28 protein-coding genes are annotated in these 25839 nt (G+C 63.5%); 5 read left to right on the top strand and 23 right to left on the bottom strand.

Annotated features, from left to right (window positions below; translation table 11 throughout):
- Positions 1–72: 72 nt before the first annotated feature.
- Positions 73–663 (bottom strand): oligoribonuclease, encoded by a 591-nt coding sequence (orn, locus tag QUV25_RS11115; protein WP_300863840.1) that lies wholly within the window; start codon positions 661–663, stop codon positions 73–75.
- Between the two features lie 75 nt (positions 664–738).
- On the opposite strand from orn, the gene QUV25_RS11110 reads away from it, so the two are divergent.
- The 3 genes from QUV25_RS11110 to rsgA are packed head-to-tail and all read left to right on the top strand — an operon-like array spanning position 739 to position 3326.
- The gene (locus QUV25_RS11110; protein ID WP_300863839.1) at positions 739–2010 is read left to right on the top strand and encodes a M48 family metallopeptidase; all 1272 of its coding nucleotides are present in this window, start codon (positions 739–741) and stop codon (positions 2008–2010) included.
- A 3-nt stretch (positions 2011–2013) separates the two neighbouring features.
- On the top strand, positions 2014–2334 hold the full coding sequence (locus tag QUV25_RS11105; RefSeq protein WP_300863838.1) for a 4a-hydroxytetrahydrobiopterin dehydratase: 321 nt from the start codon (positions 2014–2016) through the stop codon (positions 2332–2334).
- A 26-nt stretch (positions 2335–2360) separates the two neighbouring features.
- Entirely contained in the window at positions 2361–3326 is a 966-nt protein-coding gene (gene rsgA / locus QUV25_RS11100; protein ID WP_300863837.1) for a ribosome small subunit-dependent GTPase A, read from the top strand.
- Between the two features lie 38 nt (positions 3327–3364).
- On the opposite strand, the gene QUV25_RS11095 is transcribed toward rsgA, so the two are convergent.
- From QUV25_RS11095 to rpsP, 6 genes are all read right to left on the bottom strand, one after another.
- Positions 3365–4297 (bottom strand): CobD/CbiB family protein, encoded by a 933-nt coding sequence (locus QUV25_RS11095; RefSeq protein WP_300863836.1) that lies wholly within the window; start codon positions 4295–4297, stop codon positions 3365–3367.
- 41 nt (positions 4298–4338) lie between these two features.
- On the bottom strand, positions 4339–5037 hold the full coding sequence (locus QUV25_RS11090) for a CoA pyrophosphatase (RefSeq protein ID WP_300863835.1): 699 nt from the start codon (positions 5035–5037) through the stop codon (positions 4339–4341).
- 73 nt (positions 5038–5110) lie between these two features.
- Positions 5111–5467, bottom strand: a complete 357-nt coding sequence (gene rplS / locus QUV25_RS11085; RefSeq protein WP_300863833.1) for a 50S ribosomal protein L19 — start codon at positions 5465–5467, stop codon at positions 5111–5113.
- A gap of 141 nt (positions 5468–5608) precedes the next feature.
- Positions 5609–6385 carry a tRNA (guanosine(37)-N1)-methyltransferase TrmD gene (gene trmD, locus QUV25_RS11080; protein WP_300863832.1) on the bottom strand — a complete coding sequence of 259 codons (777 nt, stop codon included), beginning with the start codon at positions 6383–6385 and terminating at the stop codon, positions 5609–5611.
- Between the two features lie 140 nt (positions 6386–6525).
- Positions 6526–7116 carry a ribosome maturation factor RimM gene (rimM, locus tag QUV25_RS11075; protein WP_300863831.1) on the bottom strand — a complete coding sequence of 197 codons (591 nt, stop codon included), beginning with the start codon at positions 7114–7116 and terminating at the stop codon, positions 6526–6528.
- A 74-nt stretch (positions 7117–7190) separates the two neighbouring features.
- Entirely contained in the window at positions 7191–7445 is a 255-nt protein-coding gene (gene rpsP / locus QUV25_RS11070) for a 30S ribosomal protein S16 (RefSeq protein ID WP_300863830.1), read from the bottom strand.
- A 225-nt stretch (positions 7446–7670) separates the two neighbouring features.
- Between rpsP and QUV25_RS11065 the strand changes: the two genes are divergently transcribed.
- Both QUV25_RS11065 and QUV25_RS11060 read left to right on the top strand, forming a co-directional pair.
- Positions 7671–8201 carry a GNAT family N-acetyltransferase gene (locus tag QUV25_RS11065; protein ID WP_300863829.1) on the top strand — a complete coding sequence of 177 codons (531 nt, stop codon included), beginning with the start codon at positions 7671–7673 and terminating at the stop codon, positions 8199–8201.
- Entirely contained in the window at positions 8198–8656 is a 459-nt protein-coding gene (locus QUV25_RS11060) for a TM2 domain-containing protein (RefSeq protein ID WP_300863828.1), read from the top strand. Before QUV25_RS11065 ends, QUV25_RS11060 begins: the two co-directional genes overlap by 4 nt.
- Before the next feature lie 11 nt (positions 8657–8667).
- Here QUV25_RS11060 and QUV25_RS11055 read toward each other — a convergent pair whose 3' ends face one another.
- The 16 genes from QUV25_RS11055 to QUV25_RS10980 form a co-directional block, all read right to left on the bottom strand.
- Complete coding sequence (locus tag QUV25_RS11055) at positions 8668–9741, bottom strand: putative sulfate exporter family transporter (RefSeq protein WP_300863826.1); 1074 nt, start codon at positions 9739–9741, stop codon at positions 8668–8670.
- Positions 9734–10744: an Ldh family oxidoreductase gene (locus QUV25_RS11050; protein ID WP_300863823.1), complete on the bottom strand. Its 1011-nt coding sequence runs from the start codon at positions 10742–10744 to the stop codon at positions 9734–9736. The genes QUV25_RS11055 and QUV25_RS11050 overlap by 8 nt, the downstream gene beginning before the upstream one ends.
- A complete protein-coding gene (locus tag QUV25_RS11045; protein WP_300863820.1) occupies positions 10741–11664 on the bottom strand; it encodes a hydroxyacid dehydrogenase in 924 nt (307 codons plus the stop codon). The genes QUV25_RS11050 and QUV25_RS11045 overlap by 4 nt, the downstream gene beginning before the upstream one ends.
- A 114-nt stretch (positions 11665–11778) precedes the next feature.
- Positions 11779–12225, bottom strand: coding sequence for a tripartite tricarboxylate transporter TctB family protein (locus QUV25_RS11040; protein WP_300863819.1), 447 nt, complete (start codon positions 12223–12225; stop codon positions 11779–11781).
- Entirely contained in the window at positions 12218–13723 is a 1506-nt protein-coding gene (locus QUV25_RS11035; RefSeq protein WP_300863817.1) for a tripartite tricarboxylate transporter permease, read from the bottom strand. The genes QUV25_RS11040 and QUV25_RS11035 overlap by 8 nt, the downstream gene beginning before the upstream one ends.
- A 36-nt stretch (positions 13724–13759) precedes the next feature.
- Entirely contained in the window at positions 13760–14722 is a 963-nt protein-coding gene (locus QUV25_RS11030) for a tripartite tricarboxylate transporter substrate binding protein (RefSeq protein ID WP_300863816.1), read from the bottom strand.
- Positions 14723–14825: 103 nt separating this feature from the next.
- Positions 14826–15827, bottom strand: a complete 1002-nt coding sequence (locus tag QUV25_RS11025; protein ID WP_300863815.1) for a galactitol-1-phosphate 5-dehydrogenase — start codon at positions 15825–15827, stop codon at positions 14826–14828.
- Positions 15828–16077: 250 nt separating this feature from the next.
- Positions 16078–17253 (bottom strand): UxaA family hydrolase, encoded by a 1176-nt coding sequence (locus QUV25_RS11020; RefSeq protein WP_300863812.1) that lies wholly within the window; start codon positions 17251–17253, stop codon positions 16078–16080.
- Positions 17254–17294: 41 nt separating this feature from the next.
- Positions 17295–17576, bottom strand: a complete 282-nt coding sequence (locus QUV25_RS11015) for a UxaA family hydrolase (protein WP_291011650.1) — start codon at positions 17574–17576, stop codon at positions 17295–17297.
- A gap of 471 nt (positions 17577–18047) precedes the next feature.
- Positions 18048–18251 carry a hypothetical protein gene (locus QUV25_RS11010; RefSeq protein WP_300863811.1) on the bottom strand — a complete coding sequence of 68 codons (204 nt, stop codon included), beginning with the start codon at positions 18249–18251 and terminating at the stop codon, positions 18048–18050.
- A 138-nt stretch (positions 18252–18389) separates the two neighbouring features.
- Positions 18390–19565, bottom strand: coding sequence for a 3-phosphoserine/phosphohydroxythreonine transaminase (gene serC / locus QUV25_RS11005; protein WP_300863810.1), 1176 nt, complete (start codon positions 19563–19565; stop codon positions 18390–18392).
- 294 nt (positions 19566–19859) lie between these two features.
- A complete protein-coding gene (locus QUV25_RS11000) occupies positions 19860–20624 on the bottom strand; it encodes an SDR family oxidoreductase (RefSeq protein ID WP_300863809.1) in 765 nt (254 codons plus the stop codon).
- Positions 20621–22237, bottom strand: coding sequence for a choline-sulfatase (gene betC, locus QUV25_RS10995; RefSeq protein WP_300863807.1), 1617 nt, complete (start codon positions 22235–22237; stop codon positions 20621–20623). The genes QUV25_RS11000 and betC overlap by 4 nt, the downstream gene beginning before the upstream one ends.
- Positions 22238–22269: 32 nt before the next feature.
- Positions 22270–23244: a tripartite tricarboxylate transporter substrate binding protein gene (locus QUV25_RS10990; protein WP_300863805.1), complete on the bottom strand. Its 975-nt coding sequence runs from the start codon at positions 23242–23244 to the stop codon at positions 22270–22272.
- A gap of 62 nt (positions 23245–23306) precedes the next feature.
- Positions 23307–24620, bottom strand: a complete 1314-nt coding sequence (hisD, locus tag QUV25_RS10985; protein ID WP_300863804.1) for a histidinol dehydrogenase — start codon at positions 24618–24620, stop codon at positions 23307–23309.
- A 143-nt stretch (positions 24621–24763) separates the two neighbouring features.
- Entirely contained in the window at positions 24764–25822 is a 1059-nt protein-coding gene (locus QUV25_RS10980) for an ABC transporter substrate-binding protein (protein ID WP_300863803.1), read from the bottom strand.
- Positions 25823–25839 lie beyond the last annotated feature (17 nt).

Genomic DNA, 25839 nt, shown 5'->3' with positions numbered 1-25839 from the left:
TTTTTTCATGTGAATCGCACGATTTTGACATGTAGTCAACGTGCCAGAGGCGGCTGATTCCGCACCCGAGCTTCAGCGCAGGAAGTGGGTTCGGTAGTGCTCCAGCTCGTCAATCGACTCGTGCACGTCTGCCAGCGCGGTGTGTTTCTGGTGCTTCTTGAAGCTGGCGTAAACCTCGGGACGCCAGCGCTTGGCGAGTTCCTTGAGCGTGCTCACATCCAGGCAGCGGTAGTGGAAGTAGGCCTCCAGCTGGGGCATGTACTTCACCAGAAAGCGCCGGTCCTGGCTGATGGTGTTGCCACACATGGGTGATCCGCTCTTGGGCACGTACTGGGCAATGAAAGCCAGCAGCGTAGCCTGCGCCTGCTCTTCGTCCACCGTGCTGGCGCGCACCTTGTCGATCAGGCCGCTTTTGCCGTGGGTGCCTTTGTTCCAGGCATCCATGGCGTCAAGCACCTCGTCGCTTTGGTGGACCACCACCACCGGCCCCTCCACGCGCGGCGTGAGCTGGGGACCGGTGATCACCACCGCGATCTCCAGCAAACGTTCATTTTCCGGGTCGAGGCCGCTCATTTCGCAATCGATCCAGACCAGGTTCTGGTCACTCTTGACCAGTGTCGGGAGCGCCAGGGCTGTGGGGAGGGGGGCAGTGGGCAATGTCATGCCAGGATTTTCGCCGATCCTGCCGACTGCCCCGCCGCCAGCGCAGGCAACGGTGCTTCGATAGACTCCCCACCCATGGACAACGCCGCCTGGATCATGACCGCCCTCTTCTGTGCCCTGCTGGTGACTGGCCTGCTCACGCGCACCGCGCTGGCCAGCCGTCAGATGCGCTTTGTGGCACGCCACCGCAACGAGGTGCCGCCGTCCTTTGCCGACACCATCACGCTCGCCGCCCACCAGAAAGCCGCCGACTACACCATCACCAAGTCGCGCTTCGGCCTGCTGGAGACCAGTCTGGAAGCGGCGCTGCTGCTGGGCTGGACCTTGCTGGGCGGGCTGGACTGGCTCAACGGCCTGCTGCTCGACGCGCTGGGTGGAGGCCTGCTGCAGCAGCTGGCCCTGATTGGCTCGTTTGCTTTGATTGGCGGGTTGATTTCCCTGCCACTGAGCTGGTGGTCGACCTTCCGGATCGAGGAGCGCTTCGGTTTCAACAAGATGACGCTCTCTCTGTGGCTGGGTGACCTGGTCAAAGGCACCGCTGTGGGTGTGCTGGTGGGTCTGCCGATCGCCGCCCTGGTCCTGTGGCTCATGAGCGTTGCGGGTCCGGTCTGGTGGCTCTGGGCCTGGGGCGTTTGGATGGGCTTCAACCTGCTGCTGCTGGTCCTGTACCCGACCGTGATCGCGCCGCTGTTCAACAAGTTCGAACCCTTGCAGGACGAAAGCCTGAGAACCCGTGTGCAGGCGCTGATGCAGCGCTGCGGCTTCGCCGCCAAAGGCTTGTTCGTGATGGACGGCAGCAAGCGCAGTGCGCACGCCAACGCGTACTTCACCGGATTCGGCGCAGCCAAGCGCGTGGTGTTTTTCGACACTTTGCTGCAGCAGCTCACGCCACCCGAAGTCGACGCGGTACTGGCGCACGAACTGGGCCACTACAAACACCGCCACATCATCCAGCGCATCGTGATGATGTTTGCCTTCAGCCTGCTGGGCTTTGCGGTCTTGGGCTGGGTATCGGGACAGGCCTGGTTTTACAGCGGACTGGGCGTGACGCCCTCACTGGACGCACCCAACGATGCGATGGCGCTCCTGCTGTTCCTGCTGGTGGTGCCACTCTTCACCTATTTTCTTTCGCCGCTCATGGCTCAGCTGTCGCGCCGCCACGAGTTCCAGGCCGATGCCTACGCCCAGCAACAGACAAGCGGCGCCGACCTGGCCAGCGCGCTGCTCAAGCTGTTCAAGGACAATGCCAGCACCCTGACGCCCGACCCGCTTTACGCGCGCTTCTACTATTCCCACCCGCCCGCCAGCGAGCGCATTGCTCGCCTGCGCACGGCCACCAACGCCTGAGCCATGAACCCCATCCACCAGAACCGCCGCGCCCTCTCCGCCACCGAAATCGTCTCCCAGCTGACCCAGCTCAATGGTGACGCCGCCCAGGGCTGGAAGCTGATCGAGGGCGCGCTGGAAAAAACCTTTCCCTTCGCCAACTACCACGAGACCATGGCGTTCGTGAACGCGCTGGCCTGGGTGGCACACCGCGAAGACCATCACCCGGAGCTGGCCGTCTCCTACGGCCACTGCACGGTGCGCTTCAACACGCATGACGTCGGCGGCATTTCCGCCAGCGACTTCCACTGCGCGGCAGCGGTGGACGATCTGCTCGAGCCCTGAATGCCCGCCCTGTTGAAGGTCGCGCCTTGAGCGCCCCCGTCCGCCAAGCTCCGCAAGCTGCTCGAGAAGCCTTGAAACCCGGGCGCGTCGTCGCCGCCCACGGTCGGCATTGCCTGGTGGAGAGCCCGGACGGCCAGCGCGGCATCTGCCATCCGCGTGGCAAGAAGAACCCGGTGGTGGTTGGTGACCAGGTGCTGTGGCAGGCCAGCGGCGACGAGGGCAGCATCGAGCAGGTGGAGCCCCGGCGCAACCTGTTCTACCGCCAGGACGAGCTGCGGACCAAGTCGTTTGCCGCCAATCTGGACCAGGTGCTGGTGCTGCTCGCGGCCGATCCCGAGTTTTCAGAGCGCCAGCTCGCCCGCGCCCTGATCGCTGCCGAAGCCGAGGGCATTTCGGTGCTGGTGGTGCTGAACAAACAGGATCTTCAACCGGCTTTCGATCGCGCCTGGGCCCGCCTGGCGCCTTACCGGCGAATGGGCGTGACCGTCATGCCCCTGAGCCTGCAGGCTCAGGGAGAACACGGACTTGACGCCTTGCAGCGACAGCTCATGGGTCAGATCACCCTGGTGCTGGGTCCATCAGGCGTCGGCAAAAGCACCTTGGTGAACCGCCTGGTGCCACACGCCAGCGCGCTGACCGGTGAGATTTCGCGGGCACTCAACTCCGGCAAACACACCACGACCAGCACCACCTGGTACTGGACCGATGACAGCCGTCAAACCGCGCTGATCGATTCGCCCGGTTTTCAGGAGTTTGGCCTCAACCACATCGAACCCATGCAGCTCGCGCACTGCATGCCCGACCTGCGCGCAGCGCTCGGCCATTGCCGCTTCTACAACTGCACCCACCTGCATGAGCCTGGCTGCGGGGTGCGAGCGCAGGTGCAAGACATCGGCGAGGCGCCTGCCGACGACGCACACTCCATCGACGCCAACCGCTACCGCATTTACGGTGAGCTGTTCGACGAGCTGTCCAACAAGCGGAGCTACTGAGGAAAGGGAATCGACGTGGCGCGTACGGGTACGCCCGATCAGATCGGCAAACGCGCGAGACTGAGCAAGGCCAGCAGCAGCATCCACAGCACCACCGCCCGCCACACCAGCCCCACAACGCCGCCAAGGTGGGCCAGCTGCGGCTCGGGTCGCCCGCCGTCTTCTGCGTCGGCGAGCTCGTAGCCCAGCGGGCGTGGTGCGAGCCGCACGTTCAGCGCGCCCGAGGTGGCGGCCAGCACCACGCCATCGCCGCCTGGCGCATACAGGGCGGCGTCGCTACGCCAGCTGGCGACCGATTCCTCGAAATTCCCCACCACCGCAAACCCCAGCGCAGTCGCGCGAGACGGCACGTGGTCTACCCACGCCCAGGCCTTGGCCGCCGCATTTTGCAGGGCCGGACTGCGAGAGCTGTCGCTACGCGCCTGCCAGTTGCGCGAGAGGTACTCCACCATGCGGTAGAAGATGGCCCCCGCAGGTCCCAGGCCCAGCAGCCAGAACACAACAAAACTCACCAGCACACCAAACACGTGTCGATGGGCCGACAGCACCGAGTGTTGAATCACCTGTCGCAGCAGCTCCGCACGTGGCAGGCTGGAGACCTCCACCCGCAGCCAGGTGGCCAGTTTCTCGCGTGCGGCGGCCTCATTGCCGACATCCAGGGCTCCCCTGATCTGGCTGAAATGGTGACTGAACTGGCGAAAACCCAGCGTCACATACAGCACGCCGACCAGCCACACAAAGGCCAGGATGGTGCTGAAAGACCAGAGCGCCCAGTACACCCCGCCAGCGATCAGCGTCGGCACACCGACCGCCAGTCCCCATGCGATCCAGCTATGCGAGCTGTGCCCCGCATCAAGATTGCGCCGCACTGCGCGCGCCCAGGCTCGCAGCGCCGAGTGGGCTGCGTTGTCGTAGGCCAGCGGGCGCGCCTGCTCCAGCAAGAGCGCGATGAGAATGGCGAAGAAGCCCATGAACCGATGATAGCGGTGAGCCACCGGGCGCCGAGGCGCGGTCAGGCAATCAGCAGGCGGTAGAAGTTGCGCAACATGCCGGCAGTGGCGCCCCAGATGAAGCGCTCGCGCCCACCGTCCGGAAAGGGGTCGCTGTACGGCATGGAATACCACTCCCGCACGGCACCCGCCCACTCGACCGCGTGGCGCCGATGGTTGCTCGGGTCCATCAGGAAATCCAGGGGTACCTCGAATACGTCATCCACTTCGTGCGGGTTTGGCTGCAGCACAAACCCGGGCTGCACCAGCGCCACCACCGGCGTGACGAGGAAAGCCGTTCCAGTGACGTAAACGGGCAGAGAGCCCAGAACCTCGATGCGATCGGGCGCCAGGCCCGTCTCTTCAAACGTTTCGCGCAGGGCGGCAGCCGTGGCATCGGCATCGGTTGCATCGACCTTGCCACCGGGCAAAGCGATCTGGCCCGAGTGGGTCGACAAATGCGCCGTGCGCTGCGTCAACAGCAACGTAGGCCGCTCGCGCATCACGAGAGGCAGCAGAACAGCAGCCTGTGCCGGCGCGCGCTCGCCGAAACGCCGCTCCTCAGACAGCTCGGGCACCCAGACGGGCGGTGCGGTAAACAGCTCGCGCAGCCCAGCTGGCGTGAATCGGCGCGGATCCACCCGCGCACGAAGCTCGTCGCTGCGTGGTGGCAAGACGGGCACCTGGCGCGGGTCAAACAGCGGGGGAGGCGAAGCACTCATGGGGGTGCAAGCATAGCCGGGACGAAAAAAAGCCGCTCAGGGGAGCGGCCTCTTCGCTGGATCGGCTGAGCGATCAAGCGCCCAGCTTTTCCTTGATGCGTGCCGACTTGCCGCTGCGCTCGCGCAGGAAGTACAGCTTGGCGCGGCGCACGTCGCCACGGCGCTTCACCTCGATCTTGGCGATGCGCGGGCTGTACAGCGGGAAGGTGCGCTCAACACCCTCGCCGTTGGAGATCTTGCGCACGATGAAGCTGGAGTTCAGGCCGCGGTTGCGGCGGGCAATCACAACACCTTCGTAAGCCTGCATCCGCTTGCGCGTGCCTTCGACCACGTTCACGCTCACGATCACGGTGTCACCGGGTGCAAACACCGGAATGTCTTTGTTGAGGCGAGCAATTTCTTCTTGCTCAAGGGTCTGGATGAGGTTCATGGTTTCCTGATTCACGATCATGCCCGCGCTGCACTAAAGGCCACAAATCCGGCAAAAACCCTGTCCAGCCATCTGCCTGAGGCATCCGGTTGCGGGCTGGCCCGGTCATGGCGGCCGGTCAGAGGATCGAAAAGCTTTGCATTATAGCTTTTTCCCAAGCGCCAGAAAAGCCTCATCGGTGGGCGTGAGCCGACCTTGGGCGCGGGCATGGTCCAGCAGGTCTGGGCGGAATTGCGCGGTGATGGCCAGGCTTTGTTCGCGGCGGTGGCGCGCGATGCGCTCGTGATGACCACCCAGCAGCACCTCGGGAACGGGCACCGGCCCGTGTGGCCCTTCCCAGACTTCGGGACGGGTGTGGTGCGGGCTGTCGAGCAGACCATCCAGCGCCGTGTTGAAACTGTCCTGCTGGTGGCTGCCCTCGTCGCCTAGCACACCAGGCATGAGTCGGGCCACGGCATCCAGCAAGGCCATCGCAGCGATCTCACCGCCTGATAGAACGAAGTCGCCCAGACTGATCTGCTGGTCCACGCAGGCATCGATGAAGCGCTGGTCCACCCCCTCGTAGCGACCGCAGAGCAGCACTGCCCCGGTGCTGTTCGACCAGCCCACCACACCGGCATGGTCGAGGCGGGGACCGACAGGAGAAAAGAGCACCAGCGGCGCCTGATCTTCCAAAGGCTCGGCGCGTTCGGCGCGCACCGCCTGCAGGCAGCGCCACAGCGGCTCGGCCATCATCACCATGCCCGGCCCGCCGCCAAAAGGCCGATCGTCCACCCGGCGGTAGTTTCCCTCAGCGAAATCGCGCGGGTTCCACAACTTCACCGCCACCTGACCAGACTCAAAGGCGCGGCGATTGATGCCGTGGGTGAAAAACGGCTCAAACAGTTCGGGGAACAAGGAAATGACGTCGAACCGCATGGACTGGCCCCTAGCGCGCGCCCAGGTTGAGCGTGAAGCGGCCGGCAGATCGCTCGAGACCCGGGCGCCGTCGATCCGGCATTGCCGGATGGCCAGCTTCACCCGTTCGGAGGTGGTCCGCGCAGCGCGTGCGTGGGCGGTCAGTAATCACTTTGCCAGTCGACAGTGATGCGGCGCGCCTGCAGATCCACCGAGTCGACATACGCATCCACAAAAGGAATCATGCGTTCGGCCAGTTGCGGTTTGCCGTCCACGGTGTCGCTGAACTCCAGCACCAGCACGGAATGGGGGCCGGTGGGCATGAGGTCGCGCACCACGCCCATCGGTTTGCCCTCGCGGTTGAACACCGCCAGTCCGATCAGATCGACCCAGTAGTACTCACCTTCGGGCGCCTTGGGAAAGGCACTGCGTGGCAGATAGATCCGCACGCCTTTTAGGGCTTCGGCGGTATTGCGGTCGTCGACCGACTCGAAGCGGGCCACTGCCCCATCGGCGTGCGGCTTGATCTCGGCCACCTGCACCCGAACGCTGCCGGCAAACGCGTCAAAGCCGCGCGCGAAGCGGGCTTCGGGCGGCTGCAAAAACCAGGTGGAGGAAGCAATCAGCGCCTCGGTGTCGGCGCTGTGCGGCTGGATGCGGACCCAGCCCTTGATGCCCCAGGCGTCCTGGATGCGCCCCAGCTCGATCGCATCGTCCGGCAGCGGGGCCGGCTCGAACGGGCTGAGCGACATGCCTGAAAGGACGCAGGTCTTAGGATCAGGTCAGGCAGGGCATCCCGATCGGGCGCAACCTGCCTGGAACCACCTCAGGCCACGGCCTTGGCGGCGTGTTGCTTGACCAGACGCGCCACGGTGGACGACGGCTCGGCACCGACGCCGGTCCAGTAGGTCAGGCGGTCCAGTGCGATGCGCAGCGGCTCTTCACCACCGCGGGCCAGCGGGTTGTAGAAACCGATGCGCTCGATAAAGCGACCGTCACGGCGGTTGCGCTTGTCGGCCACCACAATGTTGTAGAACGGACGGGCTTTTGCACCGCCGCGAGAGAGTCGGATGACGACCATGATTTATCCTTCGGGTGGAGAGGCACCAAGATCGGTACCCCACCGGGTTGTAGAGGCCTAGGCCACCGCAACCCGTTTCATTGCAACGCTTGAGACACACGACTGACCACCCGGTCAGCGAAACGCCACAAAACCCGCGATTATAGCCCTGCGCCAGCGCTCCAGCTCCAGTGAAGCGCTCCTGGGCGAGAGCAACTGCACCGCCCACATCACACCACCGTCCTCATGCCTCTGATTCGCCCCAGCCACGAGCAAGACCTCGCCGCCATCACCCGTATCTACGGCCACCATGTGCTTAAGGGCACCGGCACCTTCGAAACCACGCCGCCCAGCGAGGCCGACATGACCACCCGGCGCGCTGACGTGCTGGCCAAAGGCCTGCCGTGGCTGGTGGTCGAGGACAACGGGGCAGTGGTGGGCTTCGCTTACGGCAACTGGTTCAAGCCCCGCCCCGCCTACCGGTTTTCGGTCGAGGACTCGATCTACATGGCGCCCGAAGCAGCCGGCAAAGGGCTGGGCCGCGCCCTGCTCGCCGAGCTGATGGCCGCGCTGGAGCGTGCCGGCGTGAGACGCGTGATGGCCGTCATTGGCGATTCAGCCAATGCGGGGTCGATCGGCGTGCACAAAGCGCTGGGCTTTGAAGTCGCCGGCACCATTCCGTCTTGCGGTTGGAAGTTTGATCGCTGGCTCGACATTGTGCTGATGCAGCGCAGCCTGGGGGTTGGCGACAGCACGGCGCCGGAGGCTCTGCCATGAGTGGCGCGGCCCGCAACAAGACCCTGGCCGCGTGGCTGGCTGCGCTGTTCGGCAGCCTCGGACTGCACCGTTTCTACCTGCGCGGTCTGGACGACTGGATCGGGTGGCTGCATGCCATTGCCGCAGGCCTGGGTTGGTGGGGCGTGGAGCGGGTGCGACTCTACGGCCAGGACGACAAGCTGTCCTGGGTGCTGATTCCGTTTCTGGGCAGCTCCATCGCAGCGGGCTGCCTGGCCGCCATCGTCTATGCCCTGAGCGACCCAGAAAAATGGGCGGACTGGTTCAACGCCAACCGCCGCCCTTCAGTGCAGGCCGCTGCCACCAACTGGCTGACCATCGCTGCGCTGGTTTTCGCCCTGCTGCTCGGCACGATCGCCTTCATGGGCAGTCTGGCCTTTGGTGTGCAGCATTATTTCCAATACCAGATTGAAGAGGCACGCAAGATCAGCCAGTGACCCTGGCTGGGTCAGCGGGCCCCAGCCAGACCGAGACCCAGCACCGCCAGCAACACAAACAGGCCGATGAACAGCGTCTCGCTGACGAACAGCATCAACGGTTTCCAGCCCAGCTGCAGCAGCTCTTCGATGCTGGTCTTGATGCCAGCCGCCGCGATCGCCAGCACCAGGCACACGCGCGAAGCGTCGGTGGCACCCTGCACCACCACCGCTGGGACCAGTCCGGATGAAGCGAGCAGCATCATCACCACAAAGGCCAGCAAAAAGCCTGGGATCAGGGGCATGTTGAGGTCCTTGCCCTCAGCCGGCTGCTGGCGCCGATAGAGCAGCGAAATCACCATCACCACCGGCATCAGCAGCATCACGCGAAACAGCTTGACCACGGTGGCGGTGTCGCCCGCTTCAGGGCCGAGCATCATGCCCGCGGCCACCACCTGCGCCACGTCGTGGATGGTCCCGCCCAGAAACACGCCCGCCGGCCCGGCCGCCATGCCGAGGACCTGAATCAGCAGCGGATAGAGCACCATGGCCACCGTGGAGAGCACGGTCACCGCCACCACCGCCAGCAGGGTGAAGCGCTCATTGGCCTTGGTCTGCGGCAGCACGGCTGAGATGGCAAGTGCCGCCGAAGCGCCGCAAATGGCCACCGAGCCGCCTGAGAGGATGCCCTCCTCGCGGGTGCGTCCCAGCAGCCTGGCCCACCAGACACCCATGAAGATCGTGAGCACCAGCGCCAACAGGATCACCACCGCCACCTCCACGCCCAGTTGCGACACCTGGTTGAGCGTGATGCGTACCCCCAGCAAAGCCACGCCCACGCGCAGCACCGTGCGGCCACAAAACTCGATGCCGGGTTTGGCCTGCGGGTTGCCATGAATGAAGTGAAACGCCAGGCCGATCAGCAGGGCATAGAGCAGCTGCGGGCCGCCGTAGTGCTCGGAAAGGAAGGTGGAGGCCAGTGCAATGACGCCGCACACCAGCACCCCGGGTGCCAGCACGCGCGAGCGCGCCACCCAGTGCAGCGGGTGCCAGGCCGATCGCTTGGTTGCTGAAGCTGCCGCGCCCTTGTCGCTGGTGTCAGCCATGGGCCAGCGCCCTGAGCAATGCCACCACGGCGTCCGCCACCTCCAGCCCCTGCGCCTGGGCACGCCGACGCGCCACCTCGCGCCGCGCCCCCGGCAGGCGCACGCCCTCGTCACTCAGCATGTCGCCCAGCAGCACTTCGATGCGGTCGAAGTAGCCGTTCTGACCCGCCAGCGCGCCCGGGTCGATCACGATGAAGAGCTGGCCCAGGTGCGGGCGGTTGCCCTCATCGACAAAAAAACTGTCTGCCTCGAAACCAAAGTTGGCGCCAATGAGGGCAGTCACCAGCAGCTCGACCGTCAGTGCCAGCATCGCGCCCTTGGGGCTGGAGGCAGCACCCAGCGGCAGCATGGAGCCCGCGAGTGCGGCCTGGGGATCGGTGGTGGGCTGACCCTGGGCATCAAGCGCCCAGCCGACGGGTATCGACTCACCCTTCTTGGCCGCCAACATCACCTTGCCGCGCGCCACCTCGGACAGGCTCAGGTCAATCAGCAGTGGGTCTGCGTCGCGGCGCGGAAACACGGCAGCGATGGGGTTGGTACCGAAAATCGCATGCCTGCCACCCGCCGCCGGCATCGCAGCGGGCGAATTGCTCAGGCCCAGGCCAACCATGCCGGCATCGGCCACCGCGCGAAGGTGGTCGACCACCACACCGCAATGGTGGCTGTTCATAATGCCTACCAGCGCGACGCCCTGAGTGCGTGCCAGTGCCACCGCTTCGTTCACGGCGAGGTCGCAAGCGGGAAACGCCAGACCTTCCTGCGCATCCACCAGCAGCGCGCCGCCCTTGCGCCGGACCACCGTGGCCTGGGCTGAGCCATTGACGCGCCCGTTGCGCAGATGCGTGGCGTACTGCGTCACCCGCGAGAGACCATGACCGCCCTGCCCCTGGGACTCGGCCAGCACCAGCGCACGCGCGGTACTCGCCGCCATCAGGGAACTGGCGCCAGCGGCTTCCAGGGCAGAGGTCACCAAGGCGCGGGCGTCTTCAAGAGAGAGGTTCATGCGAGTGCCTTGAGCAATTGGTCGGCGATGAGGTGACTCACCCGTTCGTTGGACTCCGAGGTCACACCAGCGATATGGGGCGTGAGCACCAGGTTCGGACAGCCTTGCCAATGCGGCGATGCGGGCAAAGGCTCGGTCTCGAAGACATCGATCGCAGCGCCTCCGAGCGCGCCCCCCTTGAGCGCAGCGGCCAGCGCCAGCTCGTCCACCACTCCGCCTCTAGCGGTGTTGATCAGCACCGCGCCCGACTTCATCCGGCCCAATCGGGAGGCATCGAACAGTCCCCGCGTGCTGTCCACCAGAGGCACATGCAGGCTGACCACATCGGCAAGCACCACCAGCTCATCCAGGTCGACACAACGCACACCAGACTGTCCATAAACGGGCGCGTCCGCCGCCATGAACGCATCGTGGGCAATCACCTGCATGCCCATGGCTTTGGCAAGCCGCGCCGTGAGCTGGCCAATGTGGCCAATGCCCACCAGCCCCAGCGTCTTGCCCGCCAACTCGCGCCCCTGAGACAGAGCCGCACGCGGCCAATGCCCGGCCGCCACCGAAGCGGTGCTGGCGTATCCACCGCGCAGCAGCAACATGGCAGTGGCAATGACGTACTCGGCCACGCTCAAGGCATTGGCACCGGTGGCCGGAATGACCACGAGGCCTCGCGCCTCGCAGGCGGCGACGTCGATGTTGTCCAGTCCCACACCGAGGCGCGCCACGATGCGGCAGCGCCCCAAGGCATCCAGCAGCGCACCCCGCACCTGGGTGCGGTTGCGCACCACCAGGGCATCGGCCAAAGCAGCTTTTTGCAGCAGGCCAGGCGCATCGTCGACCAGGCCGGGTTCGTAGACCACCGTGTGCGATGCGCGCAGGCGGTCGACGGCCTGCTCGTCCATGAACTCACAGATCAGGATGTGCATGGGGAAAAACTTTCAAGTTCAAGAAGTATGATGACCCGGGGACAACGCACTGGCCAGCGAGTGCTGTCGTGCTTGACGCGTCGGCATCAGCGTGCGGCGGGTGGAATCGAAAGGTCAAGGCAGCGGAACCTGCAGCACCATTTTGAAAAGCACGTAGAGCCCCACCAGCACCACCGCTCCGGCGGAGCTGTACAGCATCGCGGTGCGTGGTGTCCAACGGTCGTGTTGCGCAAGCACAAGCAACAGTGCAAAGGCGATTGCACTGCTCGCCAGAAAGCCCAGGGTTGGCAGCGCAAAGGCCCAGCCGAGCATGACGGCCGCCACACCCAGTCGCCGCCCATGAGAGCCTTCAAGGGAACCACTGGCGCGGGTTTTGCCCAGCGCCACCAGCACGATGTACAGAACGCCCAGACCCACGAGCAGTCCGCCAATGGCCCGCGGGAACACCGCGCCCAGGTCGGAAAACTCACCCGAGTAAAACAGCGCGGCTGCGCCCACCACGATCAGCAGCACGCTGCCGATGGCGCCAAGCAGGTCGGGACGTGCCGATGAATCAGCCATGTCTTGCCTGGGCCAGCCGGTTGCGGCGCTTGATCCACAGGGGCCAGAGCAGCCCGAGCACAATGAAGGCGATGATGGCCAGCGAAATCGGTCGGCCAAAAAATTCGTCGAGCACACTGCCCCTGGCGCCGCCGATCAGATGGCCTTGCACAAAGCCACGTTCGGCAATGGCACCCAGGATGAGACCGAGCACGATCGGCGAGGCACTGAAGCCCCACTGGGCCAGGCCCCAGGCCAGCACACCCAGCACCACCATCTGCTGCACTTCGTGCACATTGTTGTGCACGGCGAAGCTGCCCAGGATGGTGAGGAGCGCCACCGCGGGCACCAGCACCGCCTTGGGAATGGCGAGGATGGAGCGGAAGGCAAAGCGTCCAATCAGCAAGCCCACCGGCAACATGATGATGGTGGCCAGAATCAGACCCCAGATGAAGGTGTAGACGATGGGCCCTTGCTGGGTGAACAGCGTGGGACCCGTGCGGATGCCCTGCACCAGCAAGGCGCCCAGGATGATGGCGTCGGGGGGCGTGCCGGGAATGCCGAGCACCAGCGTCGGAATGAAACCACCACCCACAGTGGCGTTGTTGGCCGACTCGGTGGCCACGATGCCATCGGGTTCGCCCTTGCCGAAGTTCGCCCGCCGGGGCGAAGTGCGCTTGGCCTCGGAGTAGGACACCAGCGCAGCAATCGAGCCACCGGCGCCAGGCAGGATGCCGATCACGGTGCCGATCACCGAGCTGCGCGCCAGGTTGAATTTGGACGCCCGCAATGCAGCGATGGCTTCGCGCAACCGAAAGCCCGCCACCTGCTGCGTCGCCTGCAGGTGGCGCACAGGCGTGGCCGCCAGCTCGATCAGCACCGGCACACAATAAAGGCCGATGAGAGCCGACACCACGTCGATACCGCCCAGCAGCGACTTGAACTCGCCCACGTAGCGCACATCGCCACCCACTTCCGCAACGCCCACCATCGACAGCAGCAGCCCCAGACAACCTCCCATCAACCCCTTGACGAGGCTGCCTTCACCCAGGGAGGCGATCAGCGTGAGACCAAAGACGGCCAGCCAGAAGTACTCGACTGGTCCGAACTTCAACGCCACCGTGGCCATGGGCGGCGCCAGTAACAGCAAGAAACCGGCGCCCACCAGTCCACCCACCACAGAAGACAGGCAAGCCAGCGTGAGTGCCAAGTCTCCCTTTCCGGCACGCGCCATCGGATAACCGTCGAAGGTGGTGGCGATCGAAGACGGTGTGCCCGGCGTGTTGAGCAAGATGGCGGCGTAAGCGCCGCCGTAAATGGCACCGGTGTAAATGGCGCCCAGCGCGATGAGCGCGGTGGACGGCGGCATCGAAAAGGTGAAGGGCACCAGCACCGCCACCGCCATGGTGGCGGTGAGGCCGGGCAGCGAGCCGATCACCGTGCCCGCGATCACGCCTGCCAAAGCAAACATGAGGTTCAGCGGGGTCATCGCCTCCAGCAGGTATTCGAAGCTGCCCATGGGGTGTGACGGTGCGCGGTGAAAGGCTCTGCGGGCTTACTTCTTGACGATACCCATGTCCTTCGCCAAGGCCTCGTAGCGAGTCTGGATGCCAGACATGAAAGCAGCCATCTTGTCGGGACCGACGTTCAACATGGCAAACCCGCCCTCTTCCATCTTCTGGATGAAACCCGGGTCGGCATTGATCTTGGCCAGGATGTCAGCCATCTTGGCCTGCACGTCAGGCGGTGTGCTCTTGGGCACGGCAACGCCCCGGTAAGCGCCGCCCACCAGATCAAAGCCCTGCTCCTTGAAGGTCGGGCAGTTGGGCAACTTGGGGTGACGCTTCTCCATCGCCACGGCAAGGCAACGCACCTGGTCACCCAGCTGAATCTGCACCGTGGTGTAGGCCCAGCTGCCGGCCACTTGCTTGCCCAGCAGCGCTGCGTTGGACGGCCCGGTACCACCGAACGGCACGTAGGTGGTCTTGATGCCAGCGAGCTTGTCGAACTGCTGCTGCGCAAGGTGGTTGGCCGAGTTGGTGCCCGAACCCGACAAGGTGGTGGCGCCTGGTGCCGCCTTGGCCCCGGCAACAAAGTCTTTCAGCGTCTTGAATGGGCTGTCGGCCGGCACGATCAGCGCGTCGGGCGTGTAGTGGAACCAGTAGAGCGTGGTGATTTCGTCGGTCTTGTAGCCGACGTCCTTTTGCAGCGGCTGCAACACGATGTGCGGCAAGTTGGTGCCCATGACGGTGTAGCCGTCTGCAGCCATGCCGTTGAGCTGCGACCAGCCTGCCGCACCACCGGCGCCTGGCCGGTACTGGATCGCCATGCTCTGCCCGGTGAGCTGCTTGAACACGGGCTCTTGCAGTCGGGCAGACACGTCGGACTCACCGCCTGGGCCAAAGGGGATGATGTAGTTGACAGTTTTGTCCGGGAAACCGGCGGCGCCGGCCATCGTCGTGGCAGCCACCAGGGCAGCGGCGGTCAGTGTTTTGTGCAGGGAAATGCGCTGGGTCATGATTTGTCTCCTAATTTCTCTCGTTTCAAAAGGCCTCGAAATCCTCGCAATGACAAGGAAGCCGAGGCAGCAAGCCCAATCCAACGGAGCCGACTCGCCAGCCCTAAGGTATCAGAACCACCTTGCTGGTGGCCAGACGGCCACTGTCCAGATCGGCAAACGCCTGCGCACCTTCGTCAAGCGAGACGCTCTGCACCCAGGACAAGTCCCCAAATGCACCTTCATGCAGCAGCTTCACCGTCGCGCGCAAATCGGCTGTGGTGTAGGTGTAGGTGCCCATGAGCGTGATCTCGGCCAGGGTCAGCTTGCGCATGTCGATTTCACTGGCCCAGTCCTGCAGACCCACATGCATCACAACGCCTCCGGGCTTGACGGCTGTCAGCGCAGCGACCCGGGTCAGCTTGCTGCCCACCGCGTCGATCACGTAGTCGAAGCCGTTCTCCTGCGGCTGGGTTTCGCGCGGATCGTAGGTCGCTACGCCAGCGTGCTTCTCGGCCGATCGGCGGCGCAGCGGGTTCACCTCGGCCAGCACCGTATCCCGACAGCCGTAGGTCTTGAGCAACAGCGCTGCCAGCATGCCGATGGCACCCCCGCCGATGATGAGGGTGCGGTTCTCTGGCAGCGGCCGTGCCATGGCTTTGAGGCTCATGTTGATCGCGTGCAGCGCAGTAGCGGCCGGTTCGGTGAGCGCGGCATGCAGGGCGGGCATGTCCTGCGGTATGTCGATCAGCGAGGCCGCCGGGATCGACATGTATTCGGCAAACGCACCGGGCCGCGTCATGCCCACCATGGTGCGGCGGCTGCAGAGGTTGTTGCGGCCTTGCACACAGTAGTCGCAGGTACCGCAGGTGATGAGGGGGTTGCCTGTGACACGCAGGCCCTCCTGGTAGGCGGGCGCCGCGCTCTTGACCACCGTGCCGCAAAACTCATGGCCCAGCACCAGGCCTGGCTTTCGGCGCGGATCGTGGCCATGGAACGCGTGCATATCAGAGCCGCAGATGCCCACCGCATCGATGCGCAAGACCACTTCGCCATCGCACAGCTCGGGTTCCGGCCGATCGAGCAATTGCACTTCCAGGGGCTGGGTGTAGACGAGGGCTTTCACGGGCTGATCTCCGGTTGGCGCAATGGACTTGCTGGGCAGTGTGGCCGCGATTCATCGTGGTGAATTGGCCGATGAACGGTGAGCAGCGACAGCCCTGGTGCGAAACGCCCTGCGGCCTTGAAACCTCGCAAGGCCACTCGCCTGGCCGCTCGCTTCAACGGACGCCCTGGCGCGATCGCCAGGGCACCGAAGAAGCGAAGCTATCCAGACTCAGGTCATCCAGGACTGCCCATCGGTCCGGCATGGGGCATCAAGCGCTCTCGTAGAGGCGCGTCAACACAAACTCGCGGTGGCCCAGGGCTTCGGCCGCCGTGAGGCGTCCGTTGGCCGTTCGCAGCATCATGTCGAGCAGCAGGTCACCGGCTCCGTCCATGTTGATTTCTCGCTGCAGCAGGCCCGAGGTGTCGACGTCAACGTGCTCACCCATCGTGCGCACCGTGCGCGGGTTCGCGCACAGCTTGATCACAGGCACGATCGGATTGCCGACGATATTGCCCTGCCCGGTCGGGAAGAAGTGCACCACGTAGCCAGCAGCTGCGCACAGCGTGACCATTTCGGCTGCGGCCGAGCTTGACTGCATGAACCACAGACCCGGGCCAGAGGGCGTCTCGGCGTAGTCGAGCACACCATCGACCATGCACTTCTTTCCGATCTTCTGGATGTTGCCCAGCGCCTTCTCTTCGATCGTCGTCAGGCCGCCGGCGATGTTGCCCTTGGTCGGCTGCGAGTCGGAAAGGTCCGACGTCTTGTGGCGATCGATCATGGCCTGATAGCGATCAAACATGTCCATGAACTGGGCTTTGACTTCCGGCGTTCTGCACCGCGCGGCCACCAGGTGCTCACCACCTGTCAGCTCACTGGTCTCGCCGAAGCACAGCGTCGTGCCCAGGTCGTACATCTTGTCAAAGGCATTGCCCACGGTGGGGTTCGCGCCGCAGCCCGAGGTGGTGTCGGACTCGCCGCATTTGGTAGACACCCACAGATCGCTGATCGGGCAAACCTCGCGCTGTTTTTCCGAAGCATCCTGAAGCAGTTCGCGGGCGGCTTTCGACGCTTTCATGATGGTGGCGTGGTCACCATTCTGCGAAATCGAGAAGCTCTGGACAGGCTTGCCGGTCTTGGCAATGCCGTCGGCCACGAGCTTGGTCCAGGCGGGTTCGATGCCGATCACGACCACGGCAGCCACGTTGGGGTTGGCGCCGGTTCCGATCAGGGTGCGGAAGTGCAGCTCAAGGTCGGCACCAAACTGCAGGCGGCCATACGGGTGAGGGATCGCCATGGTCCCTTTGATGTTGTTGGCAACCGATTCGCAGGCGGCGTTGGAAATGTCGTCAACCGGGAGAATGATGACGTGGTTGCGCACGCCAACACGGCCGTTTTCTCGGCGGTAGCCGAGGAAGGTGGAGTCTTTGCTGATCATCTGCATTCCTAAATGTGTTCGAGAGGGATTCGGCGCTGGGCGGGCATTTACCAACGCTTGGTTTTGACGTTGTGCACGTGCAGGTGCTCGCCTGCCTTGATCGGCGCGACGACGCGACCGATATCGACGCCGTACTTGATCACGGTGTCGTCCTTGTTGAGATCCCGCAGCGCGATCTTGTGACCAATCGGTATCTCGCTGATGGTCGGCAGCGACACCATCTTGTCCTGCTCCATCACCCAACCGGTCAGCGTCTCGCCGCTCTTGACGCCCTCGACAACGATCGTGCCGACCGAGTCGCCATCTTCATGCACCACGTAATGAATCATCTTTGCTTCCTCATAAGTTGCCGGGATGATTTATTAGACACTCAGGCCCACCGGAAGTCAACTAGATGATTCATATGTTTGTACAGGGTTTCCCTGATTTACTGGGAGTGCGCAGCCAGCTCGTCTGCGAGCAAAAATGAACCAGTGGTTACCGGCGAAAGACCCCTACAGTGATGGCTCCTGCTGCCCACGAGCGCATCAGCGGAGTTCAAGTCATGGCGCTGGGTGCATCACCTGGCAAGCTGCTCGGCACAGGCCCGACGATTGCGCGAGGGCCCGGCTTTCAGGCTTCCGACTCCGGTGAACAAGCGCAGACCTGGATCGCGCTGGCAAGCCGATCAACGGTGTTTCGAATGTCATCCGGCGATCGCGGCACGAGCAACCGGGCGCCACCTGGCGCGCGCATGTGCAGCCCGTGGTCGAACGCGCCAGCCAGCACAGGAGCACCATGCCGGCCAGGCTGTCCGTCGATCACCGCCAGCTCGATGCAGCCAGCCAGGCATTGATCGCGAACACTGAACACCCGGGCAAGGTCGCAAGCTGGTGCATCGCGTCTTCAAACGGCAATGCAAGCAGCCCGGCGCCGGCAATCAGATCGTCCTGCTGCAGCATCTCGCGCATCCGCAGCCCGGCTGCACAAGACACGGCATGACCCGAGCAGGTGCAGCCGTGCATCGGCTCAGTAAGATGTGGCGGACCCTGCAGGATAGCGTCGCGAATTTCCCGGAGCAAGATCACACCGACCAGCAAAGATGGGCAGATGCAGCGCCGCCTCTTGCACCATCGGTTGAGACCTGAGAGCAGTCTCCACTCCTACCGACAGACTTGTTTGGCGCGAGCAGCTTTCATGAACCCTGCCATGAATGAGACCAGTACCTCCACCTGATGCACGCTGACACCGTTGTACAGACTGGCCCTCAGGTACTTGCCCACCCCGAACGGCGTCAGCGTTCTGAGGCCGACGATTCCTCGTTCCCAGCCCTGAATCAGGAAGTCCCGGGTGGTTTCCTCGTCGCCACCGGCAACATCAAAGGGGACGTTCATGCGGCTGCGGATCGATGGATCTGAAATAGGGGTGCCATAGAACCCCTCTGAGCTGCCGATCAGGTTGTAGACCATTGCCGACTTTGCAATCGACCGGCGCTCCATTTCATGCACACCGCCTTGCGCGATCAACCATTGCAGGTAGATGTTGATCACCTCCACATTGAATGTGGCGATGGTGTTCCACAAGTTGCCCTCACGGACATTGGTGGTGTAGCAAAGCACCCCCGGGCAGTGTTGGCTGGGTGTGCCCAACAAGTCCTTGCGAATCACGCACAGGGTGACCCCGGGATGTCCGAGGTTTTTGGACGCGCAGGCATACAGAACGCCGACGTTGCACCCCACCCAGTCGATGGGTTTGGTGGAAAAGTCCGACGACGCGTCAACCACCAAGGGTGCCTTGATGCCCAGCTTGGGAAGCTGGTGCATCTCAATTCCGTTGACGGTTTCGTTGGAGCACAGATACACGTACCTGGACTCGGGATCCAATTGGGCAAACGATGGGTTGTGGGTGAACGTGCCATCCGGGTTTTCGGAGGACACGACGATGGGGCGGCAGTATTTCGATGCCTCGGAGAGTGCACGCTTGGACCAGGTGCCATTGACGAGGTAGGTCGCTTTTTCATCGCCGTTGGGGCACAGGTTGAGCGGAACCGCAGCAAACTGCCCGTGCCCACCGCCGTGCATGAAAAGAATCTCGTACTGATCAGGAATCTCCATCGCCGCACGGCAGCGTTGCACCACGCTGGCGAGAATGTCCAGAAATTCAGGGGACCGATGCGAGAGGTACATGGAGCACATGCGTTCCGCGTCGAACAAGGCCTTGATGGCGGCCTCGACCTCGGCTGCAAGCGATGTGGGCCCAGGGCTGAAGTTCAGCGGCTTCACACCGCTGGGGGGAACCAATGATCCGAGCATCACCGGATGGGTGTCGGCTGGGTTCAACTGGGTTTGATCACGGTGTGCCATTGGATGTGTTCAAGACAGAGGGTTGAGCGAGCGAAGTCTTTGTCCCGGTACCGCAGGCTTCCAAGCCTGCCGTTGACCAGACACGCCAGGTCCGTGTCGGCAAGCGGATCGGCGATGCACTCAGCCCCGGCAAACGCACTCGGGTGCCAACCCGGAAACTTGAAGCGCAGTCCAGCGTGTCGGATCGACGCCATCATCGCCGCGCTGACACCAGCGCGGCGGTGGGCGGCATCCCGAAGGCAGCGAGACCGGGCACAGCCATGGCGTGACTCATTTCGCTGTGTAGCCGCCGTCCAGCATGATGGTCTGGCCGCTCACGTAGGCAGATGCCTCGCTGGCCAGGAAGACGGTCAGGCCATTCACATCCTGCAAAGCACCATTGCGCCCCAGGCAGGTTTGCGCAGCATGCCGGGAAGCCAGCTCGCTGTTGTCGAACACGGGGGCGGTGAGTGCGGTGGGGAAAAAGCCCGGTCCGATTGCATTGCAGGTGATGCCGTGCGGGCCCCACTCGACCGCGATGGCGCGCGTGAGCTGCACGATGCCGCCCTTGCCCGCGCCGTACGGTGCGCTGTTGGGAAAGGCTCGGAAACTCTGCAGGCTGGCGATGTTGATGATGCGGCCCCAGCCGCGCTGCTTCATGCCGGGTGCAAGAGCCTGGGTGAGAAAGAACGGGGCGCTCAGGTGCAGGTGGATCTGGGTCATCCAGCTGGCGGGCGTGATCTCGGCAAACGGTTCGCGCAGGTTCACTCCAGCGGCGTTGACCAGGATGTCCACTTCACCGAGCGCGAGAACATCAGCGGCTCCCTGCTGTGCACCTTCAGGAGTGGCAAGGTCAGCAGCAATCCATTGCGCAGCGATGCCTTCGTCCGCCAGACGTCGAGTTGCAGCCTCGAGCTCTGCGGAGCGGCGCGACACCAAAACGACACTCGCTCCAGCCAGACCCAGGGCGCGCGCCATCGCCTCACCGAGGCCTGAACTGCCACCGGTGACCAGCGCCCGCTTGCCGTGCAGGCCAAACAGCGTATCGAGCTTCATGACCGTGACATCTTCCCGCCGTCAGCATTCGGCTCCAGCTGGAGACTCGCCGCGGGGTCGCGCGGGTGATCGGGTGGATACGCCACCACAAAGGGGAACCGCTTCTTGGCCTTGGTGGCCGTGGTGTTGGGATCCACGGCACCACGCACGTACTTGCGTGCGGCATCCGCCGGCGGCTGGTAGTCCCAAGAAGTCCAGCTCCCCTGCAACAACGACTCCTGGGCAAAAAGCCGACGCTGCTGAGAATCCAGAATGGTCTTCTCGAGCCCGGAGTAATCCCAGCGCTTGAGCACTTCGCTGTGCATGCGGGACTCGACGTCCGCATGCACAGGCTGGCCAGCGAGGTTGGTGCGCTCATCCGGGTCTGCCTTGAGGTCAAACAACATGGCGGGGTCGTGGCGACAGTACACATACTTGTACCCGTCCTTGCGAAGAATGCATGCGGGCGCATAGACACCTTCGCCGAGAAACTCCATCATCACGTCGTCACCCCGCGATGCGTCGGTGCCGTGAAGCATTCCAGCCAGGCTGGTACCGCTCAGGCGGTCAACCGGTGCGACCGGATTGCCTTCGGACACCAGATCGTTGAAGGTTGGCAACAGGTCCATCAGCGACACGCCCCGCTCCTCAACGAGACCCCTCTTCAGACCGGGTCCCGCCGCAATCATGGGCACACGAACCGACCACTCAAAAGGCTGGAACTTGAACCAGGATCCGCGCTCGCCAAGCATTTCACCATGGTCGGAGACCACGAAGACGAAGGTGTTGTCGGCCGAACCTGTGCGATCCAACACCTCCAGAAGGCGGCCGACCTGCGCGTCGAAATAGGAAGTCATCGCGTAGTAGGCGTGCCGCGCAACCCGAATTTGCTCTTCCGAGACATCGTGCTCATCGGCCCTGATCGTGTAAGCATATCGCTTGGACCAAGGGTCCCGATCGGCAATAGGGATGAATGGCACGGTGGGCATCTCGATCTTGTCGTGATCGTAGAGGTCCCAGAACTTCTTGGTTGTGATGAAGGGGTTGTGGGGATGGGTGAACGAGGCCCACAACAAAAAAGGCCTTTTGTCATCGCTGCGGGCCTGGTCAAAGAGCCATTGCTCGGCTCGATACGCCACTTCCTCGTCATAGTCGATCTGCAGATTCCGCTCACACAAGCCTGCTTCAACGATGGAACGAAGACTCATCCTGGACGGCGAGTAAGGTTGCTTGACCTGGGTCCAGTCCGCCGTCCAACCGAAGTCCGAAGGGTAAATGTCGGTGGTCACCCGCTCCTCGAAACCGTGCAACTGTTCAGCCCCGACGAAGTGCATCTTCCCCGACAGGCAGGTGCGGTAGCCCTGGCGACGCAGGTAGTGCGCCAGCGTCAGTGTTGACGAAGGCATATCCGCCGCGTTGTCGTAACACCCCACCTCTGAGGAAAGTCGTCCCGTCAGCATGGCAGCCCGCGAAGGCGCACAAACCGGGTTGTTGCTGTAAGCATTCAGGAACGTCACACCCTGCTCAGCCAGTCTGTTCATGTGTGGTGTGATCAGAGCTGGGCCGCCGTACATGGGAAGCACCTTGGCGGTCAGTTGATCGGCCTGGATCACGAGAATGTTGGGGCGGGACAATTGGTACTCCTGTAACCGCTGGGCTGAGTCGCTCAGTCGATCTTGATCCCCGCCGATTGAACGAAGGACACCCAGTATTTGTGTTCAGAGCGCACAAAAGCTGAGAAGTCGGCCGACGCACTGCCAACGGCCATATCACCCTGCGCCGCGAGCTTTTGCTTGACCTCGGGAACAGCGAGCGCCTTGCGTGCAGACGCGTTCAGGCGCTCCACAACAGCAACCGGCGTGCCCTTCGGTGCCCACAGGCCAAACCAGGTCGTGATGTCAACGCCTGCTACGCCAGCCTCCTTAAGCGTTGGCACATTGGGCAATGCATCGAGGCGATTCGCTCCGGTTACGGCCAGGGCTCGCAACTTTTCAGCCTTGATGAACCCCACGACCAGCTGCGGATTGGCGATGATGTAGCCGACTTCTCCCGCGAGCATGGCAGTCCCAGCCTGAGCACCACCTCGGTACGGCACGTGCACCACATCAATTTTTGTCGCACCGCGAAAGACCTCTCCTGCAATGTGCAAGGCTGTACCGTTGCCAGTGGATGCGTAGTTGATCGTCCCCGGTGCTGCCTTTGCCGCCGCAATCAGCTCAGCCACACTGGTGGCCTTCAGTTGGGGGGATACCGTCAAGACCAACGGACTGCTGGTGAGTTGGGTGATCGGTACAAAGTCGTTGATCGGATCGTAGGAAAGCTTCTGGTACAGGCCCGCAGCAATGGCGTGTGTCGCAACAGACCCGAGCAAGATGGTGTAACCATCCGGTTCCGCCCTGGCCACCAACGAACTCCCGACCGTTCCGCCTGCACCTGCGCGGTTGTCCACAATCACCGCCTGGCCAAGGTCGGTCCGCATCTGGTCCGCAATGACACGAGCAACCGTGTCGAGCGCCCCTCCGGCAGGGAAGGGCACCACGATCGTGACCGGCTTGGATGGGTAGGTTTCCGCCGCCGCCCAAGAGAGTGGGAGCGCCAGGCACAAGGCGAGAAAACCTCTGAAGGTACTGCGTGTGGTCATGATCAATTTTCCAAATCTGTTGTTGGGAAGGCCAGTCGATTCACTCGGTCCCTTATATGGCCTCATACCGATACGGGCTTACCGAGATCGAACGACTGCTCCGGGAAGTACTTTGCGAGTCGGTCGTCTGCAGTGCGCGCGTGGGCTTCCATACCCTCCAGGCGCGAGATGCGAGCAGTGACCAGGCCGATGTCGCGCGCCGCCTCGCGCGTCATCTTCTGCCAGGTGAAGGTTTTGAGGAACTTGTGCACCGACAAGCCACCCGAGTAGCGCGCTGCGCCCTTGGTGGGCAAGACGTGGTTGGGGCCGCTGGCCTTGTCTCCGTAGGCCACGGTGGTCTCTTCGCCGAGAAACAACGAACCGTAGCAGGTCAGCGTCTTGAGCCACCAGTCGAGATCGGCGGCATGCACCTCCAGGTGTTCGCTGGCGTAGCGGTCGGAGATCTCCACCACCTCTTCTCGCGTGTCGCACAACATCACTTCGCCGTAGTCTCGCCAGGCTGAACCGGCGGCGTCGCGCGCGGTGGGTGGCAACGCCTCGATCAGCAGCGGCACCTGGCGCATCACTTCGTCGGCCAGCGTCTTGCTGGTGGTGAACAGCCAGGCTGGCGACTCGTGACCATGTTCTGCCTGGCCCACCAGATCGCTGGCCACCATGGCCGGGTCCGCCGTTTCGTCGGCAATGATGCCGACCTCGGACGGGCCAGCGAACACATCGATGCCGACCTTGCCAAACAGGGTGCGCTTGGCTTCGGCCACGAACTTGTTGCCTGGACCCACGATCACGTCGGCCGGCTTGCCAGTGAACAAGCCATAGGCCATGGTCGCGATGGCCTGCACGCCGCCCAGCGTCATGATCACATCGGCGCCGGCCTTGTTGAAGGCGTAGAGCAAATAGGGGTGCATGGGCCCGCCACGAAACGGGCCGGAGCAGGCAATGATGGTTTTCACACCGGCCGCCTTGGCGGTGGCCACGCCCATGTAGGCGCTGGCGATGTGGGCGTAGCGACCTGCCGGGGCGTAGCAGCCGGCCACATTGACCGGCAGCACACGCTGCCCAGCGGTGACTCCTGGGTGAAGTTCGACCTGGAACTCCGACAGCGAGCGGCGCTGGGCCTGTGCGAAGTCGAACACCTGCTTGATCGCGAAGTCAATGTCGGCCTTGACCTGCTCAGGTACTTCGAGCGCATTGGCTGCGATCTGCTCGGGGGTAACAATGATCTCGCCGCTCCACTTGTCGAGGTCGGCCGCGTACTTGCGCACCGCAGCCTCGCCGTTCGCCTGGATTTCGGCCAGCATGGTGTTCACGACAGCCTGTGCGGTGGCCGTCTCGGTCTCGGGGGTCTTGTCGGCTTTCTTCAGATACGTGATGGCCACGTCGATCTCCTGGGTGGGGTGGGGGCGCTGCGCGAATCAAGGCGAAACGAGTCCCCGTGCACGGCGCAGCGTGCACAAGGCGCTCAGAAAGAGGGTTGGGGGGCCAGACCCCAGAGACCGGCTCAGTGGTCTGGCCCGGGCGCTTACTTGGTCGAGTTGGCCATCTCACGCAGCTTGGGATCTGCCTGCACCAGCTTCATGTACTCGTCGGTCACGAAGTCGGCCACGTTGGGCACCTGCTGCACCGCACCGGTCTCGCGCATGAAGCCCGAGAGTTCGGTGAACCAGCCGTCCATCATGGAGTTGGCGGCGCCACCGGTGCGCTCCATGTTCTTGAGCTGTTGCGCCAAGGTGAACGTCGGGCGTGTCTCGAACTCCTTGTTCATCGCGGCTTCGCTGATGCTCACGCCGCCCTTGGCGTAGAAGTCTTTCATCATGCGGATCGCCTCTGGGCGGTTCACGCTCATCCAGCTCCAAGCGCGCAGGTAGACGGCCAGGAACTTGGCCACGTTCTGCGGGTTTTGCTTGGCGTAGTCACCGCGTGCGATCAGAGCGCCGGGCACGATGGCGCCGCTGTCCTTGCCGCTGCACAGCATCTTGGCACCTGCCTTTTCTTCCACCGTGTAGGTATTGGGTGCCCACATGCCAGCCAAGTCGGAATTGTTGGACGACAGCGCCGAGATGATTTCGGCCTGGCCCATGTTCTTCATCACCACATCAGCCTTCTTCAGGCCGTATTTTTTCAGGCAAGCCTGCACCGCGAAGTCGGCGGTGGAGTTCTGCGTCAGCGTGATGGTCTTGCCCCGCAGCGCAGCCGCCGGGTCTTTGGCGAAATCGGCTGCGGCCTTGGCACTGCCGACCAGGCCATTGGCAGCCGACTCGTCGTTGGTTACACCGATGGTCTTGATGCCAAAGCGCACATGGCCGAGCACGGCAGGCACCGAGCCGGTACCACCCACGTCCCACGAGCCTGCGGCCGAAGCGGCGATTTGCGGCACACCGGCCGGGAAGGTGGAGAACTCGGGCGCCAGGCCCACATCTTTCCACCAGCCCTTTTCGGTGGCGATGTGGAAGGGCAGCGCCCAGTACAACGACGGCTGGTAACTGATCTTGATCGGTGTCAGGGCCTGGGCCTGGGCCACGCCGACCGAACCAAACAACAGGCTCAGGCCAATGGCGGCGGCCATGGTGCTTTTCTTCATATCGCTGTCTCCTTCGG

The organism is Hydrogenophaga sp., from assembly GCF_030373245.1.
In the GTDB taxonomy this organism is placed as follows: Bacteria; Pseudomonadota; Gammaproteobacteria; order Burkholderiales; family Burkholderiaceae_C; genus Hydrogenophaga.
Note: the sequence above shows the minus strand (reverse complement) of the source record. Positions and strands in the feature narration are given on the sequence as shown.

Excerpts from the sequence above, each read along its gene's own strand:
- QUV25_RS11030 (WP_300863816.1), bottom strand. The coding sequence starts at position 14,722 with ATGACCCAGCGCATTTCCCTGCACAAAACACTGACCGCCGCTGCCCTG.
- QUV25_RS11060 (WP_300863828.1), top strand. The coding sequence starts at position 8,198 with ATGAGTGGCGCGGCCCGCAACAAGACCCTGGCCGCGTGGCTGGCTGCG.
- QUV25_RS11050 (WP_300863823.1), bottom strand. The coding sequence starts at position 10,744 with ATGAACCTCTCTCTTGAAGACGCCCGCGCCTTGGTGACCTCTGCCCTG.
- QUV25_RS11020 (WP_300863812.1), bottom strand. The coding sequence starts at position 17,253 with ATGCAGATGATCAGCAAAGACTCCACCTTCCTCGGCTACCGCCGAGAA.
- trmD (WP_300863832.1), bottom strand. The coding sequence starts at position 6,385 with ATGCGGTTCGACGTCATTTCCTTGTTCCCCGAACTGTTTGAGCCGTTT.
- QUV25_RS10980 (WP_300863803.1), bottom strand. The coding sequence starts at position 25,822 with ATGAAGAAAAGCACCATGGCCGCCGCCATTGGCCTGAGCCTGTTGTTT.
- QUV25_RS11000 (WP_300863809.1), bottom strand. The coding sequence starts at position 20,624 with ATGAAGCTCGATACGCTGTTTGGCCTGCACGGCAAGCGGGCGCTGGTC.
- QUV25_RS11095 (WP_300863836.1), bottom strand. The coding sequence starts at position 4,297 with ATGGGCTTCTTCGCCATTCTCATCGCGCTCTTGCTGGAGCAGGCGCGC.
- rimM (WP_300863831.1), bottom strand. The coding sequence starts at position 7,116 with ATGTCGCTCAGCCCGTTCGAGCCGGCCCCGCTGCCGGACGATGCGATC.
- QUV25_RS11110 (WP_300863839.1), top strand. The coding sequence starts at position 739 with ATGGACAACGCCGCCTGGATCATGACCGCCCTCTTCTGTGCCCTGCTG.
- QUV25_RS11010 (WP_300863811.1), bottom strand. The coding sequence starts at position 18,251 with ATGCACGGCTGCACCTGCTCGGGTCATGCCGTGTCTTGTGCAGCCGGG.
- orn (WP_300863840.1), bottom strand. The coding sequence starts at position 663 with ATGACATTGCCCACTGCCCCCCTCCCCACAGCCCTGGCGCTCCCGACA.
- rplS (WP_300863833.1), bottom strand. The coding sequence starts at position 5,467 with ATGAACCTCATCCAGACCCTTGAGCAAGAAGAAATTGCTCGCCTCAAC.
- QUV25_RS11045 (WP_300863820.1), bottom strand. The coding sequence starts at position 11,664 with ATGCACATCCTGATCTGTGAGTTCATGGACGAGCAGGCCGTCGACCGC.
- QUV25_RS11040 (WP_300863819.1), bottom strand. The coding sequence starts at position 12,225 with ATGGCTGATTCATCGGCACGTCCCGACCTGCTTGGCGCCATCGGCAGC.
- QUV25_RS11055 (WP_300863826.1), bottom strand. The coding sequence starts at position 9,741 with ATGGCTGACACCAGCGACAAGGGCGCGGCAGCTTCAGCAACCAAGCGA.
- QUV25_RS10990 (WP_300863805.1), bottom strand. The coding sequence starts at position 23,244 with ATGACCACACGCAGTACCTTCAGAGGTTTTCTCGCCTTGTGCCTGGCG.
- QUV25_RS11090 (WP_300863835.1), bottom strand. The coding sequence starts at position 5,037 with ATGAGTGCTTCGCCTCCCCCGCTGTTTGACCCGCGCCAGGTGCCCGTC.
- QUV25_RS11065 (WP_300863829.1), top strand. The coding sequence starts at position 7,671 with ATGCCTCTGATTCGCCCCAGCCACGAGCAAGACCTCGCCGCCATCACC.
- QUV25_RS11105 (WP_300863838.1), top strand. The coding sequence starts at position 2,014 with ATGAACCCCATCCACCAGAACCGCCGCGCCCTCTCCGCCACCGAAATC.
- rpsP (WP_300863830.1), bottom strand. The coding sequence starts at position 7,445 with ATGGTCGTCATCCGACTCTCTCGCGGCGGTGCAAAAGCCCGTCCGTTC.
- QUV25_RS11015 (WP_291011650.1), bottom strand. The coding sequence starts at position 17,576 with ATGATTCATTACGTGGTGCATGAAGATGGCGACTCGGTCGGCACGATC.
- QUV25_RS11035 (WP_300863817.1), bottom strand. The coding sequence starts at position 13,723 with ATGGGCAGCTTCGAATACCTGCTGGAGGCGATGACCCCGCTGAACCTC.